This is a genomic window from Mycetocola sp. Y719, from assembly GCF_056713205.1.
The window spans coordinates 645681-661550 of the sequence record NZ_JBWYGY010000002.1; the positions used below are offsets into that span (position 1 = coordinate 645681).

Sequence of the window (15870 nt, forward strand, 5' to 3'; positions counted from 1 at the left end):
CCACGAAATTCCGACACGCGAAACGTCCCCCAAAGGGTGGATACCACCTTCCGGACTTTATGCACCAGAATGAAACCCGAAGCGGGGGCGCAACACATGAGCATGACTGACGATAGAACTGTGGTGTCTGTGCGGGTTCGCCAGGGGCTGCTCGCCCAGGGAATCGTCGCATTGCTGGCTCTCAGCGTGCCGATTCTCATCGTGTTGTACTGGCTCACCATCCCGACCGGAGCCTGGGTGTGGGTCCTCCTGGCGCAGGCTGGGGTCCTGGCAGCGATCGCTTTCGCGACGGTTCGCTTCCTCCGGGTGCGTATCGGGGTCACTCCGACGCACCTGATCGAACGGCGATTCTTCTTCGGCACCACGCGCATCCCGCTCGAGTCGATCGCCCGCGTCGTCATGCTGGAGATGCACCGGACGATGGCATCGCAGTCTCGCCTGCAGATGTTCGTCCTCGACAAGGGTGGACTGCCCCTGCTGCGCATGCGCGGTGAGTACTGGTCGAGGAACAGCATCAACCAGATCGCGTCCCACCTCACGATGGCGCCGATCGAGCACGTCGACCACCCGGTCACGCTCGACGAACTGCAGTCGACCCGACCCGAAATGCTCTATTGGTTCGAACGCCGCCCGAGCCGGATGCCCTAGGCGGTCTTCTTTCCCATCACGACGCCGTCCGCATCGGCAGCGAGCTCGCTGAACCCGACCCGGCCATAGAAGGCCTGAGCCGCTGTGTTGCTCGTGCCGACAACGAGGTGCAGCCCCTGAACGCCCCTGGCGTTGAGGGCAGCGGCGAGCGTCTCAACGAGGCTGCGCCCGAGGCCGCGCCCCTGCGCTTCGGGCAGCAGGTCGATGTGCAGGTGTGCCGGGTACTCGTCGACCGCGTCGATGAGCACCCGCTCGGGGTCTCCTGCCGACGCGACGACGGAACGTTCGGCAGCTGAGTCGCCCGTGTGCCCACCGACGACACTGGGCCACCACTCGGTGCTGAACCACGCGGCGAACGCCCTCGTGTCCGCTGTTCCGAGGATGTAGCCGACCGCCCGCTGTCCGTCGTCGACGATGAACGCCAACTCGGGCTCATGGTCGACGTACGGGAGCGCGTAGATGTCGGGAAGGAGGGCGTCCGAGGAGTACAGCCCCGTCGCATCCTGCCCGCTGTCACCGGTGCGGACGCAGATGTCGGCGACGTCGTCGCGGTCGGCGGGAGTGTACGGGCGGATGTTCATCATCCGTCCGAGTTTAGGGAACCGCGGCGGGACCTCGGTCATTTCTCCGGTTCGTACCCGACGAGCCAGTGGAGCCCATGGCGGTCGATGACCTGGCCATCCGAGGCGCCCCAGGGCTTCGGGGCAAGGGGATCGACCACCTGTCCGCCGACGGAAAGCCTGTCGAACCACTCGTGGAGGACGGCGGGTTCTGCAGCTCCCAGCAACGAGAGCCGGACGCCCTCGAGCCGGACGCTGGCCTCTCCCGGTGCGGCATCCGACCCCGAAAGAGCGACCACACCGGAGAGAACTCCGTGAGCGATGGCGTCGGGTGAGCCGTCGCTCCTGCCGAAATCTTCATTCGTGTACAGGGAGAGCTCGCCGCCGAAAACGTCCGCGTAGAAGCCGAGGGCCTCACGCGCCGTGCCGGGGAACGTGACATAGATCTGTGGCGCCGTCATGCCCCTCAGTATACGAACGCCCTCCGGCCGGACGTCGCCTGGCATCCGTCGAGTGGGCGTCCTCCTAGGCTGGGACCATGTGGCAGCCGGCGACCCTCGAGGACTACCTCACGCGCTGGCGTGTCACTCCGACCGGCCGGGCTTTCTCCACGCCCTCGTCGCACCTGCAGCCCGTGCTCAGAGGCGACGTTCCTGCGATGCTGAAGGTCGCCAGAATCGAGGAGGAGGCGAAGGGATGCCGCCTGCTCGACTGGTGGGACGGCGACGGCGCCGCCCGCGTGTTCGAGGTCGATGATCACGCCGCTCTCCTCGAATGGGGTGGCGCGTCACTCGTCGACCTGGCCGGGCAGGACGACGACCGTGCGACGCGGATCCTGTGCGACGTGGCCGCGTCGCTGCACGCGGCATCCACCCGCCGGTTCGCCGATCGCCCCGGCGGCCTGATCCCTCTCAGCATCTGGTTCGAGTCGCTGTTCGCGAACGACCGCGGAGGCTTCTACGGGCGAGCCGCCGCGACCGCACGACGCCTGCTCGACGACTCAGACGCAGTCGTGCTGCACGGAGACCTGCACCACGGCAACGTGCTCGACTTCGGCGAGCGCGGACCGCTCGCCATCGACCCCAAGTTCCTCGTCGGCAATCGGGCGTTCGACTACACGAACATCCTCTGCAACCCGAGCCAGGGTCTCGCCGAGGCGCACTTCGACCGACGGGTCGCGCTCATCAGCGACCTGGCCGGCACTCCGCCCGAGTCGTTGCTCGAGTGGACGGTCGCCTGGACCGGGCTCAGCGCCAGCTGGCTCGCGACCGACGGCAACACCGGCGACGAACGACGGGCGTTGCGGATCGGGGCACTCGCCGAAGAGAGGTTGGTTTCGGGAGGAAATTAGCGGGGTCTGTCCACGCATGGACGATGGACCCCCGGATTTTCCTCCTGAAACGACCGCTAGCGCCGCCGGCGGGTGCCGAAAATCCCCTCAACGACACCGGTGAGGATGGTCTTCGTCGCCCGGGAGGTCAGCACCTCTTCGAGTACGGTTTTCTGCGGCCGGGACGTCGTGCGCCGCGTCGTTCCCTGCGTCTTCCTGAGCAGCCGCTCATATTCGGCATCCGCCTTCTTCTGTGCTGCCGCCTGGGCCTTGTCCATCGCGGCCTTCTGCTTCGCGTACTCAGCCTCGGCTTTGGCCCGTGCAAGTGCCTCCTCCTCAGCGGCCGCTGCCTGGTTGGCCGCTTCCATCTTCGCGGCGAGGACCTCGCGGGCCGACTCCCGGTCCACCGGCGTGCCATAGGTGGGCAGAAGGGTGGATGCCGCGACGGCGGCGTCGATCGAGGCATCCGGGCTCGGCGACATCAGTCCCTGAGGAGCCCGAAGCCGCGTCCAGGCGACCGGTGACGGCGCGCCCTTCTCGTTCATGACGGTGACGATGGCTTCGCCCGTGCCGAGCACGGTGAGGGTCTCCTCGAGGTCGTAGCCCGAGTTCGGGTAGGTGGAGACGGTGGCACGGAGCGCCTTGGCGTCGTCTGGAGTGAACGCCCGCAACTGGTGCTGCACGCGGGAGCCGAGCTGCCCGAGCACGTCACCTGGCACATCCTTCGGCGTCTGCGTCACGAAGAAGATGCCGACCCCCTTCGACCGGATCAGCCGCACGGTCTGCGTGATCTGGGAGAGGAAGTCCTTGGAGGCGTCCGCGAAGAGCAGGTGCGCCTCGTCGAAGAAGAAGACGAGCTTCGGTTTGTCGAGGTCACCGACCTCGGGGAGGTCGTTGAACAGGTCCGCGAGCAGCCACATCAGGAACGTCGAGTAGAGCGCGGGCTTGTCCTGGACACCCGGGACCTCGAGCAGGCTGATGACGCCCTTGCCGTCTGCCGTGGAGCGGAGGAACTCGGCCGTGTCGATCTCGGGTTCGCCGAAGAACACGTCAGCGCCCTGGTCGGCGAACGTGATGAGCTCTCGGAGGATGACGCCGACGGTCGCGCCGGACAGCCCGCCGAGGTCCTTGAGTTCGGCCTTGCCCTCGTCGCTCGCGAGGAAGCTGAGCACGGCACGGAGGTCCGTGAGGTCGAGGAGCGGCAACCCGGCCTTGTCGGCGTAGTGGAAGACGAGGCCAAGGCTCGACTCCTGGGTGTCGTTGAGGCCCAGGACCTTGCTCAGCAGGATCGGGCCGAACCCGGCGATGGTCGCCCGGATCGGCACTCCCCTGCCGACACCACCGAGGGAGAAATACTCGAGGGGGAAGGCGTCAGGGGTCCAGTCCTGACCGATCCCTGCGGTGCGCTTCAGGAGCTTCTCGGTTCCTTCGCCCGGAACAGCCATCCCTGACAGGTCGCCCTTGATGTCTGCGGCGAATACGGAGACGCCGTGGGCGCTGAGCTGCTCGGCGAGCCCCTGCAGGGTGCGGGTCTTGCCTGTGCCCGTCGCACCCGCGACGAGACCGTGCCTGTTCATCATGGCGAGCGGGATCCGTACCTGGACCGACGGGTCCGGGTCGCCGTTGACGAGAGCGCCCATCTGCAGGGCCGGCCCGTCGAAGGCGTAGCCGGCGCGGATGCGCTCGACGTCGTCTGGACCGAGCGGGCCCGGTGTCGCGACGGGAACGGATGACGCGGAGGACTCAGCGGACGCAGCGGATGCCGCTGCGGATACGGCAGCATCGGCCTGCCCGGTCGCAGCCGCGGTGGTCGCAGCGGCCGCTGCCTCGGCGGCATCCCGCGCGGCGGCGGTCGTGGCGTCTGCGGCTGCACGGGCATCGGCGGAGGCGTCTGCTGCTGCTGTCGCGGCAGACTGGGTCGACTGGTCCTTTGCGGCGGTCGCCTCGGCGGCTGCCACGTGTGCGGCATCCGTCGCGGCCCTGCCGTCAGCTTGTGCCTGGTCGACGGTCGCCTGCGACTTCGCTTCGGCGTCGGCCTTCGCCGCAGCCGCTGCGTCTTCGAGGCGTTTGAGCGCGGCTGCCGCTGCCGTCTGGGCCTGCTCGGCCGCCTCAGCGAGGGCGGCTGCCTCGGCTCGGGCAGCGGCGAGTGGATCTGTCTGTTCGGAGGCGTCGCTCATGGCTCGAGCCTAGCCACCGCCCGGATCGGACCGCAGGGGTTGCAGCGGACCGCCTTTCGCCGGCAGTACCGTTCACAACTGCGGAGAATCGCGGCGGATCGGTCCGATACGACCGCAGGCAGGCCCGGCGCGGCCGAAAACTCCGACGTTGGGAACGCCACCACCAGCACTTCGGGAGGAAGATCAGGGGGTCCGTCCGCACATGGAACTCAGACCCCTCGATTGTCCTCCCGAAACCGCAGGTCAGGCGGGCAGCAGGGTCCGCTCGAGGAACTCGTTCACGAATACACGAGACGGATCCAGCCGCGCGGCCAGAGCCCGGAAGTCACCGATCCGCGGGTACACCCGCTCAAGCGCTGCGGTATCGGCGGAGAACAGCTTGCCCCAGTGGGGCCGCGCCGAGAACGGCGCGAGCGCCTCCTCGATCTCGGAAAGCAGGGCCTCGACCTCCGGCTGCTGCTTCAGCCAGGTGAAGTGGATTCCGACAGCATCGGTCTCGTACGCACCGCTCAGCCAGAGCGTGTCAGCGGCGAACGTTCGCACCTCGCACACCTGCAGCAGCGGCGCGATCCGGCCGGCGAGCGAACGCACGGCGCGGAGAGCATCGACGGCATGGCGCCGCGGCACGAGGAACTCCGACTGCAGTTCCTCACCGTTCGACGGGGTGAAGTCGAGCCGGAAGTGCGGCAGCCGGTCCAGCCACGCCCCCGGCACGCCCATCTGGGCGGTGCAGTTGACGGCGGAGATTCCGGGCAGCGGATGCCGGTCGGCCGGCGCCGCGACGGCACCGAACAGGTCGGACGGTGCCGCGGCATCCACCCCGGACCGTCGCTTCAGCCAGACCTGGTCGAGCACGTCGGGGTTCCGCCACGTGGTGAAGAGGGAGACGCTGTACGCGGCGCCGGTGATGGCATCGAAATTGGCCTCGACGGCCTCGAACGCCAGCCCTTCGAACACGGACTGCTCGATGTCGAAGGTCGGCTCGATGTCGAGGGTCACTCGCGTGACGATGCCCAGCGCGCCGAGGCTGACGACGGCTCCGTCGAAATCGGCATCCCCACGCTTGAGCTGGAGCACGTCGCCGGACGCGAGCACAAGCTCGAGCCCCGCGACGGAGGCCGCGAGCGACGGGACCCGGTTGCCCGAGCCGTGGGTCCCCGTGGCGATGGCCCCTCCGACCGAGATGTGCGGCAGGGAGGCCAGGTTCGGCAGCGCCCATCCGGATGCCTGCAGCTCCGACGCGAGGTCGCCGTAGCGGATGCCTGCACCCACCGTCACGGTGCGGTCCTTCGCGTTGATGAATGGCGCAGACCGCAACAGCTCTGTGGAGATCAGCAGGTCGGCGGAGTCGGCGATGGTGTTGAACGAGTGCCGGGTGCCGAGAGCACGCACGGCCGTCGCGCCGCGGAGCAGCCGCTGAACGTCGTCCACGCTCGCCGGAGCTTCGATGCGCGCCGCGCGATAGGCGTGATTCCCGGACCAGTTCGTGCCGATGACGCTTGTCACAGTTGCCTTTCCTGCGCCTGTGGCGCGGTTCGTCCCTCCGCGAGCGAGGGGTTCAGGTCGTCGGCAGCCGGATGCGCATCCGCCAGGGCCACGATCGCCCAGCGGAATTACGGCACGAGTGCCACGTCCATTGTGCCGGTAATCGGGGCATCCCCGTCGGCCCACACCGGGTGCGGGCTCGTTTGTGACGACGAGGCGGCGGGACGAGCGCGGATGCCGCGGTCGGCCTCCTCACTCGATGCGGGCCTCCTCACGCCGCGTGCCGGGCGAGTGCGTCCGGAACAGGTGAGTGCATGTCTCCTAGGGGCGCAGCTCCGTCGGCGTCCGGCGGGCCCATGCCGTGACCAGCTCGGTGCGCACCGTGACCCCCGAGCCCGGCCCGGTAGGGACGGTGAGTCGTCCGTCGCGCAGAACGAACGGCTCGGTGAGGTCCTCGGCGTAGTATCGGTCCGAGGCGCTCGTGTCTCCTGGCAGGGTGAATCCGGGCAACGCAGCGAGCGCGACGTTCATCGCCCGGCCGATGCCCGTCTCGAGCATCCCACCGCACCAGACAGGGATGCCGAGGTCGACGCAGACGTCGTGGATCGCGACCGCAGGGAGGTATCCACCCACGCGCCCCGGCTTGATGTTGATGATCGACGTCGCCCCCCGTTCGATCGCGTCGACGGCAACACCGGCCGAGACGACGGACTCGTCGAGGCAGACCGGAGTCTCGATTGCTGCGGCGAGCGCGACGTGCGAGGCGATGTCCTCTTCGTCGAACGGCTGCTCGATCAGGAGGAGGTTCCAGGCGTCGAGTCGCCTGAGGTGGGCGATGTCGTCGCGGGTGTACGCGGTGTTGGCATCGACCTGCAGCAGGGCATCCGCGCCGATCAGTTCGCGCACCCTCCTGACCGGTTCGACGTCCCAGCCCGGTTTGATCTTGAGCTTGATCCGTCGGTATCCGGCGTCGACGTAGCCCCGCACTTCGTCGAGCAGCTCGTCGATCGACGTGCTGATGCCGACCGAGACACCGCAGTCCACCTCGGTGCGGACGGCTCCGAGCCTCTCGCCGAAGCTGGTTCCGGATGCCCTCAGCTCGGCATCGAGGACGGCCGCCTCGAGCGCCGCCTTGGCCATGCGATGACCGACGACCGGGGAGAACAGCCTCTCGAGGTCGGCCGCGCGAAGGTCGGGCGCCGAGAAGAGGAGCGGCGCGAGGTGGTGCTCGATGACGTGGGCGCAGCCGTCGACGTATTCAGAGCTGTAGCCGGGTGACGCGCCCGCCACGCACTCGCCCCAGCCGTCGCCGCCATCAGTGCGGAGGTGGACAAGGAGCACGTCCCGTTCCGTCTCCCGTCCGAAACTCGTTTCGAACGGGCGCACGAGTGGCATCCCGATCCGGTGCAGTTCAATCGACTCGACCTTCATCTGCCGACCCTATCCTTCGACAGGCTCAGGGACGGGAGCGCTAGACGAATACATAGCCCCCGTGCACGAACTCGACCGACAGGCCCTCGTCGAATGCCGGCCCGAAGACGGCGCGGGATGCGTCCCTGAACTCGGCGGCGGCGTCCGGATCGTCACGGCGGAAGGACTCGAAGTCCGGGTGCAGTTCGAACCGGATGCCGTGATCATGCGCCGGCACGTCAGGGCCGGTCCACGTGGAAATGGGTCCCGCGCGCTCCAGCGAGCGGGCGATCGACTCGAGCACCTCGGGCGAATCGAGCTGCCAGCTCACCTCGAACCGGTCGCTGCGGTCGGCGCCTGAGATGGCGTCGTCGAGCCGCCCGTAGAAGTCGGGATGGTAGGCGATCACCTTCGCCCCGAGCTTGTCGAGGTTGAGGTGGGCGTTGCGGCGGATCAGCGGGTCGTAGGTCCACCGGATCTCGGTCACGCCGTTGTCGAGTGCGAGCGCGCGTTGCGCCAGTTTGAGGGCGAAGCCGACTCCGCCGCGCGCGGACGGCGTCACTGCTGCGACGTGGGAGTGGACGTGGAGTCCACCGTCCCAGCCCAGCACGCCGACGACGGTGCCGATCAGGACGCCGTCGCGCTCGGCGAGGAGCACGGTGTTGCCGGCGTGGGCGATCGCCTGGATGAACGACGGATCCGCTCCTGCACCCCTGCCCCATGTGGCATCGAGCAGGCGGCAGATCTCGACGTAGTCAGCGAGGCTGGCCGCTGACCGGATGACCGTCGCACTGTCCCGTGCGGCGGCATCCGCCTGGTCCCTGGCTGTCGTCACGCCACCGGCTCCCTGCTGTCATCGACGGCGGGTGATTTCTTGCGTATCGGCTCTCCTGAGATCTTGGCGGCGAACGGCGCCCAGAGGATGAGGACGACCCCAGCCCCGAGGAGCGCCCCTCCGATGGTGTCTGTGAGCCAGTGCACGCCGAGGTAGGTCCGCGAGAACATCATCAGGGCGACCCAGATGGCTCCTGCCACCCACACCCAGACCTTCGGGAAGATGATGCCGAGAGCGACGGCCATCGTCGCGGCGTTCGCGGCGTGCCCGGACGGGAACGAGCCGGCATCACTCACCACGAGCATCTCCTCCGGACGGGCGCGGTCGACGACGCTCTTGAGGAGCTGCACAACGCCGACGCTGACGAGTGAGCAGAGTGCGAAGAAGAGCGCCGACCACGGGCGTCTGATGATCAACAGCACGATGACGATGAGGAGCGGCAGAATGAACGACGCGAACAGCCCTCCTCCGAGCCAGTTCATCCCGTAGGAGATCCACTCGAGGAACGGCAGCCGGTCTTCATCGAAGACCTCTTCGCTCCATTCCGAGTCGAGTTCGAACGGGATGGTGTTTCCGCGTTGCACGATCAGGAAGGCGAGGAGTATGCCGAGGGCGACCGCGATGCCCCCTGAGATGTACGGCCAGTGGCTGGCAACGCGCTTGGCGGATGGGTCGGCCTGCTGTGCCGGATCTGTGCGTTGTTCTGACATTCATCAATCATGCCCTGAACGACGCCGGATCGCCCATCGCTCCGGGGCGTTGACAGAAGCTGCGAGCGTGTGCGCCTGCCCGTCCGGCGATCAGCGCACCACCGGCCAGCCATCCTCCCAGTCCAGCCGCGCCAGCCCCAGCCGGAATGCTCCGTCGAGTTCGGCATCGTAGAAGTGATACGCGAGGATGCCGTCTGACACCGACTGTCCGCCTGGCCCGATCCGCGCCCCGTCTGTCCCGAGCACCTCCGTGCCGCCGTCGTCCATGAGAGCCACTCCGTCGGCGTCGAGGTACGGGCCCGTCACCTCCGCTGACCGTCCGACGGCAATGTTGTAGGTGCTGTCGGCGCCCTGGCAGCAGAAGTCGCGGGAGAAGAAGAGGTAGTAGAACCCGTCGTGGTACAGGATGTACGGCGCCTCGATCGCGTTCGGCGGCGACTGCCGGTCGGCGAGTCGGAGCGGATCGGTATCCGAGGCACGGAGGCCGTCCGGCCACGCCAGTTCGACCATCCGCAGTCCGCTCCAGAATGAACCGAAACTCAGCCACGGTGTGCCGTCGGCGTCCTCCACGATCCCCGGGTCGATGGCGTTGAAGTCGGCGCCCTCCGACGAGATCACGACGCCGCGGTCCACCCACTCGTAACCGGTGGCATCCGGATCGATCGTCGTGTTCGTGGCCAGGGCGATCACCGAGAGGTTGCTCCCGAAGGTCGACGCCGAATAGTAGAGGTACCACGTGCCGTCGTGCTCGTAGAGTTCGGGCGCCCACAGGTTGTCGACGCCGGGCACGGCCTCGCTGAGCCAGTCCGGTTTCTCCTGCCAGACCTCTCCGGCGTACTCCCAGTCGACCCCGTCGTCCGACCGCCGGATCTGGATGTTCCCGTCCGCGGTCTGCCCACTCCCTGTGGAGTAGACGAACCACGGGTCGCCGCCCTCGCCGGCGACGAGCGCCGGGTCGTGCGTGTACACGTCGCCCACCGGTTCATCGAGCGCGGTCGCGGTCGCGGAGCATCCGCTGAGAAGGGCCACCAGCACCAGCGCCGCCACGCGAGATGGCAGTTTCGCACCCAACCAGCGCCCAGACGGCGTTCGTGAGTGCGAAACTGTCATCTCAATCAGGCCTGAGCCAGCGCCAGAGCCGACCAGGAGACGGGAGGCAGCGTGACCGTGAGCGTGCCCTCCTCGAGTACGACGCCATCGAGGTCGCGCAGTCCGACCCGGTTCTGGTCCTCGAGCGTGTTCTTCGCGTAGACGTCGTCGTCGTGGAGAGTGACGGCCTCGGTGACAGCGGATGCCGCCAGGTCGGAGACGTCGATGGTCACCGTGATCGACTCGGTCTGGCTGCGGTTCACGAGGAACACCGCGCTCGTGCCGCTGTCGGCATCCGTCGTCGCGACCGCGTCGACGAGAGGCGCGCGGCCGTGGACCTTCGTCGGGTACGTTCCGACGTCGATGCGCGGGCGGAGCACCTCGCCGCGGGCCAGCCGCGATGTCACCGAGAACGGGAAGAACGTGGTCTGGCGCCACACCGCTCCGCCCGGTTCGGTCATGATCGGGGCGATGACGTTGACGAGCTGGGCGAGCGACGCCGACCCGACGCGGTCGTGGTTCTTCAGCAGCGTGATGAGCAGGTTGCCGAGCACGACGGCATCCGCCACCGAGTAGACGTCCTCGAGCTGGCGCGGAGCGAACTCCCAGCCCTCGTTCACCTCGTCAGAGGCCTGGTGCTCGTCGAGGTACCAGATGTTCCACTCGTCGAAGGAGAGCTGGATCTTCTTCGTGCTGCGGAGCTTATTGCCCACGTGGTCTGCGGTGGAGACGACGGTCTCGATGAAGTACTGCATGTCGAGCGACGACGCCAGGTAGGAGTCGAGGTCGCCGCCGCGCTCCTGGTAGTAGGCGTGGCAGGAGATGTAGTCGACGTGCTCGTAGCTGTGCTCGAGGACGGTACGTTCCCAGTCGCCGAAGGTGGGCATCGCCGATCCGCTCGAGCCGCAGACCACGAGTTCGAGCGTCTTGTCCGCGGCCTTCATCGCTTGGGCGGTGCGGGCGGCGATCTTGCCGTAGTCGTCTGCGGTCATGTAGCCGGTCTGCCACGGGCCGTCCATTTCGTTGCCGAGACACCACATTTTGATGCCGTGCGGCTCTGGCGTGCCGTTGGCGATGCGCTGGTCGCTGAGCGCCGTGCCTGAGGGGTGATTGGCGTACTCAAGCAGGTCGAGGGCGGCTTCGATGCCGCGAGTGCCGAGGTTGACGGCCATCATCAGTTCTGACCCGGTGAGTTTGCACCAGCGGGCGAACTCATCGGTACCGACCTGGTTCGATTCGAGGGCGTGCCAGGCGAGGTCGCGGCGGACCGGACGGTTCTCGCGCGGGCCGACGCCGTCTTCCCAGCGGTAGCCGGAGACGAAGTTGCCGCCGGGGTAGCGGATGGTGGTCGAGCCGAGTTCCTTGACGAGTTCGACGACGTCGAGACGGAAGCCGTCCTCGTTCGCAGTCGGGTGGCCTGGCTCGTAGATTCCGTCGTAGACACAACGGCCGAGGTGCTCGACGAACGATCCGAAGATCCGTCGATTGAGCGGAGCGACGACAGCGGTGCGGTCGATGGCGATGGATGCGGTGGTCACGCGGTTCGGTCCTTTTCTTTACAACGTAGTAATACGGTTGAGTCCATAGTGGTGGGATGGTGGTCGTGGGGTCAAGCGTGTGGCGCGAGTGGTCTGGATGGTTCGGACGGCTCAGATTCCGTTCATCCCGGCGACTCGCGGCTGGCGAAGCGACACTGACGCCTCGCCTCCCGCGAGCCGGGTGAGCCGGGTGTCGAGAAGCCAGCCCGCGATAAACAGCGGCGCGGATGCTCCGACGAGCGGCACGAGAACACCGAACGCCATCAGCAGGTAGGCGAGCACGCCCAGGCTGATCAGCACCGAAAGGCTCGTCCCAGGCGAGATCAGCGGCAGTGCGACGGCGTACCGCCAGGTGGCACGGGCGGTGGCGCGGTAGCGGGCGCAGATCGAGACGGCGGCGAGCGCGGCGAGGAGCATAGTGACCCCGGATGCCACGAAGACGGCGAGCAGGACGGTCGCCAGCGCGGAACCCGACGCCGCCAGCGTCTGGAACGCGACGAGGTCGAGGGCGATCACGATCGCGGCGAGGTGGAACGGGATGGCCACGACGGCAAGGTGCCTGAACTGGCCGCGGTACGCGGCGATGAAGTCGCGAACGAGGGAATCGGGAGGCACGCCTGCGCGCATCCGTGCGGCGACGATAGACGTCGCCACTGCAGCAGGGAACAGGCCGAACACGACGAGTCCGGCGAGCGTGCCCGCCACGAACAGCAGGTTGAGCACGACGAGGGCGACGCCGAACCGGAGCCACACCATCACCCGGCCTGCCCAACCGATCTCGGAATCGTTCATGACGGCTCCCCCGCTGTGCCCTGCCACGCGACACCGTCGGCGTCGATCCCGGCGAACGACAGCGCCGCACGCCCGTGAGCCCAGTCGAACGAGCCGAACACCACGGCATCGAGGTCGACGGCGCCGACGCGCAGGCGCACGTGCTCAGCCCGCCCGCTCGCCAGACGGCCGGGTTCATCCGGGACGGTCACCGGCAGCGCGACAGCATCGACGAGGTCTGTCGACGCGGGGTCGAGAAGGAGCACGCGCCAGATTCCATCGATCCGCACCGGTTCGGTGAGTGACTCTCGCTCGACACCCGCGAACGGTTGCGGCGAGACGACCGGCCAGCCGGCATCCGTGAAGTAGACCCGTCGCAGCTGGACGACGTGTTGGGTCGGGTCGTCGGCGAACCGAACGTGGTGGACCATGAGGTACTCGTCGCCGTCGGCGCCGGGTTCGGTGAGGATCGAGTTGTGCCCCGGGGCGAGCCAGCCGGTGTCGGCTCCGAAGCGGTAGCTGCCGAGAACCTTTGTGCCGGTGCTCGTCGGGTCGGCGTCGAGGTCGGTCATCACACGGCCGTTCGCGTCGAGATATGGACCGGCGATCTGCTCGGCCACGGCGACACGCACGTGGTAGGTGGAGAACAGCGAGTCGTAGGAGACGAAGAGCACGAACCGGTCCTCTTCGGCCCGGTACACGATGTACGCCCCCTCGATGGCGCGATCGACCGACCGCGGCCGCCGGGCGATGACCGTGCCGAGGTCGCCCGGCGTCACCGGCAGGCCGGTCGCCGCATCGAGCGGGAGGGTGTGGATGCCGGAGAAGAACGACCCGTAGGTGAGCCACGGCGACCCGTCCCTGTCGAAGGCGACAGCGGCGTCGATGGCGTTCTGCGTGGTCTCTCCTGCCCGAGTGGCAACGACGACGCCGTGGTCTGTCCATGGGCCGGTGGGGTCGGATGCAACGGCCAGCCCGATCACCGACGTGTTCGACCCGAAGGTGGATGCCGAGTAGTACATGTGCCAGCGCGGCTCGTCACCAGGCCAGCGCACCACCTCAGGAGCCCAGAGACCAGGAGCGCCTGTGAGCTCGAATGCCCACGGAGGCACACCGTCGAGGGCGGTGCCGGCGAATGTCCAGGTGACGAGGTCGCTCGACGTCCGCACGTGCACACCGGACGGGATGTCGGCGGCGTTCGCGACGGCATCCGTCGAGAACATGTACCAGGTGCCGTCGTCGCCTCGGACGACCGTCGGGTCGTGGGCGTGCCTTGCCCCCCATGCTTGTGGATCGCCGGTGGGTTCGGGCCGTGCGCTCGTCAGCGCGTCTGCGAGTGACATGACTCAGCCCTTCGCGCCGGTGAGGGCGACGGATTCGATGATCTGGCGCTGGAAGATGACGAACACGACGAGCACGGGCAGCAGTGCGATGAACGACGCGGCCATGATCAGCGGGTAGTCGGTCTGGATGGCGTACGCGGCGTTGAAGTTCGCGATGACGAGCTGCAGCGTCTGCTTCTCCGGGGTGTTGAGGTAGATGATCGGTGCGAGGTAGTCGTTCCAGACCGCCATGAACCAGAGGATGAACTGGGCGGCGAGCGCCGGCTTGATGGCCGGGAAGATCAGCGTGAAGAAGATCTGCAGGTACGAGGCACCGTCGAGTTTCGCGGCCTCGATGATCGAGTCCGGCACTGTGGCCAGGTATTGCTTGAGGAAGAAGATCATGATGATGTTGCCGAACAGCCCCGGCACGATCAGGGGCAGCAGGGTGTCGACCCAGCCGATCTCGGCGAACACCATGAACTGCGGGATCATGATGGTCGGGAAGGGGATCATCAGCCCGGCCAGCAGCCCGAGGAAGATGACGTTCTTGAACGGCATCCGCATTTTCGCGAAGGCGAACGCGGCGATGGCAGACACCAGGGAACCGACGATGGTGACCGAGCAGGCGACGATGAGGCTGTTCTGGATGCCGCTGAGCAGCGGGCCGGCCGTCCAGACCCGGATGTAGTTGTCCCAGATCACCGGGTCGGGGATCCACTGCGGCGGGAGTGCGAAGACACTGTCGCGGGTCTTGAGCGACGTGGAGAACGTCCACACCAGCGGCGCGACCATGACGATGGCGCCGGCGGAGAGCAGGAGCGTGACGAGAACGTTGCCGAGGGCGTAGCGGCCCTTCGTCGACAGGGGCTTTTTCTCGTTGGCCCGTGGAGCGGGTCCTGGCAGCCCGTCTGTGGGGGTGAGCGGAGGGATTCCGAGGGCGCCAGGCCCCACCGCCGGGGTGACGGGTGGCGTGGTTGATGTGATTGACGACATGGTTGCCTGCCTCAGTCGATCGAGAACTGGTTGCGGCGGTTGAGCCGGAATTGGATGATCGTGATCACGAGGATGATCAGTCCGAGCACGATGGACATGCTCGAGGCGTACCCCATCTGCAACTGGCTGAAGGCTTTCTGCCAGATGTACCAGACGATGCTGGCGGAGGAGAATTCAGGCCCACCGGTCGGGGTCATGATGTTGATCTCGATGAAGATCTGAGATCCGCCGATGATGCTCGTCACCACGAGGAAGAAGGTGACAGGGCGCACCATCGGGAGGGTGATGTTCCTGAACTGCTGCCAGGTGTTCGCTCCGTCGAGAGCCGCTGCCTCGTAGAGGTGCCTCGGCACGGACTGGAGGGCGGCCAGGTAGAGCAGCATCGAGTAGCCGAGGCCCTTCCAGACGGCCATGATGATGAGCGCCGGCTTGACCGTCGCGGTGTCCATCAGCCAGTTCGGGCCGTCGATGCCGACGAGTGCGAGGGCCTGGTTGACGAGACCGAAGTCACCGTTGAACGCCCACTGCCAGAGGATGGCCACCGCGGCGATGGAAGAGATCACCGGCACGTAGTACACGGTGCGGAAGAACGTGGTCCCGCGCATCTTGCGGTTGAGTGCCAGCGCGAGGACGAGCGATATGACGAGACCGACAGGGATGCCGATCATCATGAAGAAGGTGTTCCACATCGCCTTGGCGAAGTAGGGGTCGTTCCACATCTGGATGTAATTCGCGATCCCGTTGAACGTGGGGTCGCCGAGTCCGTTCCAGCTGGTGAACGAGGCGTACACACTGAACAGCAGCGGGTAGAGAGTGAAAAGCAGGAACCCGATCAGCGGGATGGCGACGAAGCCGAGCGCAGCCAGGTTCTCCCTGCGGTGGAGCCGGGAACGACGGTTCGTCGTTGTCGATGTCGCTGTCATCAGAGATCTTCCTTGATCGGGGCGAGAAGGGGTGGGACGGATGCCGCGACGTGCGGTGCGAACGCTCGTCGCGGCA

General features: G+C 67.1%; 15 protein-coding genes. 2 read left to right on the forward strand and 13 right to left on the reverse strand.

The annotated features are described in order from the left end of the window. Nucleotides 1–102: 102 nt before the first annotated feature. Nucleotides 103–648: a hypothetical protein gene (locus AC1M0F_RS09365; RefSeq protein WP_480237958.1), complete on the forward strand. Its 546-nt coding sequence runs from the start codon at nucleotides 103–105 to the stop codon at nucleotides 646–648. On the opposite strand, the gene AC1M0F_RS09370 is transcribed toward AC1M0F_RS09365, so the two are convergent. After that, nucleotides 645–1232 carry an N-acetyltransferase family protein gene (locus AC1M0F_RS09370; RefSeq protein ID WP_480237959.1) on the reverse strand — a complete coding sequence of 196 codons (588 nt, stop codon included), beginning with the start codon at nucleotides 1230–1232 and terminating at the stop codon, nucleotides 645–647. The two genes, AC1M0F_RS09365 and AC1M0F_RS09370, sit on opposite strands and share 4 nt — an antisense overlap. 35 nt (nucleotides 1233–1267) lie before the next feature. Continuing rightward, a complete protein-coding gene (locus AC1M0F_RS09375; protein ID WP_480237960.1) occupies nucleotides 1268–1669 on the reverse strand; it encodes a VOC family protein in 402 nt (133 codons plus the stop codon). 77 nt (nucleotides 1670–1746) lie between these two features. On the opposite strand from AC1M0F_RS09375, the gene AC1M0F_RS09380 reads away from it, so the two are divergent. Continuing rightward, nucleotides 1747–2559 carry an aminoglycoside phosphotransferase family protein gene (locus AC1M0F_RS09380; RefSeq protein WP_480237961.1) on the forward strand — a complete coding sequence of 271 codons (813 nt, stop codon included), beginning with the start codon at nucleotides 1747–1749 and terminating at the stop codon, nucleotides 2557–2559. Between the two features lie 56 nt (nucleotides 2560–2615). Here the strand turns inward: AC1M0F_RS09380 and AC1M0F_RS09385 are convergent, their stop codons facing one another. The 11 genes from AC1M0F_RS09385 to AC1M0F_RS09435 form a co-directional block, all read right to left on the reverse strand. Beyond that, complete coding sequence (locus AC1M0F_RS09385) at nucleotides 2616–4715, reverse strand: helicase HerA-like domain-containing protein (protein ID WP_480237962.1); 2100 nt, start codon at nucleotides 4713–4715, stop codon at nucleotides 2616–2618. A gap of 243 nt (nucleotides 4716–4958) precedes the next feature. Continuing rightward, nucleotides 4959–6221, reverse strand: a complete 1263-nt coding sequence (locus AC1M0F_RS09390) for an FAD-binding protein (RefSeq protein WP_480237963.1) — start codon at nucleotides 6219–6221, stop codon at nucleotides 4959–4961. Between the two features lie 300 nt (nucleotides 6222–6521). After that, a complete protein-coding gene (gene menC / locus AC1M0F_RS09395) occupies nucleotides 6522–7631 on the reverse strand; it encodes an o-succinylbenzoate synthase (protein WP_480237964.1) in 1110 nt (369 codons plus the stop codon). Between the two features lie 40 nt (nucleotides 7632–7671). Continuing rightward, nucleotides 7672–8445, reverse strand: a complete 774-nt coding sequence (locus AC1M0F_RS09400; RefSeq protein WP_480237965.1) for a hypothetical protein — start codon at nucleotides 8443–8445, stop codon at nucleotides 7672–7674. Next, complete coding sequence (locus AC1M0F_RS09405; protein ID WP_480237966.1) at nucleotides 8442–9155, reverse strand: phosphatase PAP2 family protein; 714 nt, start codon at nucleotides 9153–9155, stop codon at nucleotides 8442–8444. The genes AC1M0F_RS09400 and AC1M0F_RS09405 overlap by 4 nt, the downstream gene beginning before the upstream one ends. A 90-nt stretch (nucleotides 9156–9245) precedes the next feature. Continuing rightward, nucleotides 9246–10202, reverse strand: a complete 957-nt coding sequence (locus AC1M0F_RS09410; protein WP_480237967.1) for an arabinan endo-1,5-alpha-L-arabinosidase — start codon at nucleotides 10200–10202, stop codon at nucleotides 9246–9248. Nucleotides 10203–10270: 68 nt separating this feature from the next. Beyond that, nucleotides 10271–11782: an arabinosylfuranosidase ArfA gene (gene arfA, locus AC1M0F_RS09415; protein ID WP_480237968.1), complete on the reverse strand. Its 1512-nt coding sequence runs from the start codon at nucleotides 11780–11782 to the stop codon at nucleotides 10271–10273. Nucleotides 11783–11893: 111 nt separating this feature from the next. Continuing rightward, on the reverse strand, nucleotides 11894–12574 hold the full coding sequence (locus AC1M0F_RS09420) for a YesL family protein (RefSeq protein WP_480237969.1): 681 nt from the start codon (nucleotides 12572–12574) through the stop codon (nucleotides 11894–11896). Further along, nucleotides 12571–13896 carry an arabinan endo-1,5-alpha-L-arabinosidase gene (locus AC1M0F_RS09425; protein ID WP_480237970.1) on the reverse strand — a complete coding sequence of 442 codons (1326 nt, stop codon included), beginning with the start codon at nucleotides 13894–13896 and terminating at the stop codon, nucleotides 12571–12573. The genes AC1M0F_RS09420 and AC1M0F_RS09425 overlap by 4 nt, the downstream gene beginning before the upstream one ends. A 3-nt stretch (nucleotides 13897–13899) precedes the next feature. Continuing rightward, nucleotides 13900–14871, reverse strand: coding sequence for a carbohydrate ABC transporter permease (locus tag AC1M0F_RS09430; protein ID WP_480237971.1), 972 nt, complete (start codon nucleotides 14869–14871; stop codon nucleotides 13900–13902). Nucleotides 14872–14882: 11 nt separating this feature from the next. Next, nucleotides 14883–15794, reverse strand: a complete 912-nt coding sequence (locus tag AC1M0F_RS09435) for a carbohydrate ABC transporter permease (protein ID WP_480237972.1) — start codon at nucleotides 15792–15794, stop codon at nucleotides 14883–14885. Nucleotides 15795–15870 lie beyond the last annotated feature (76 nt).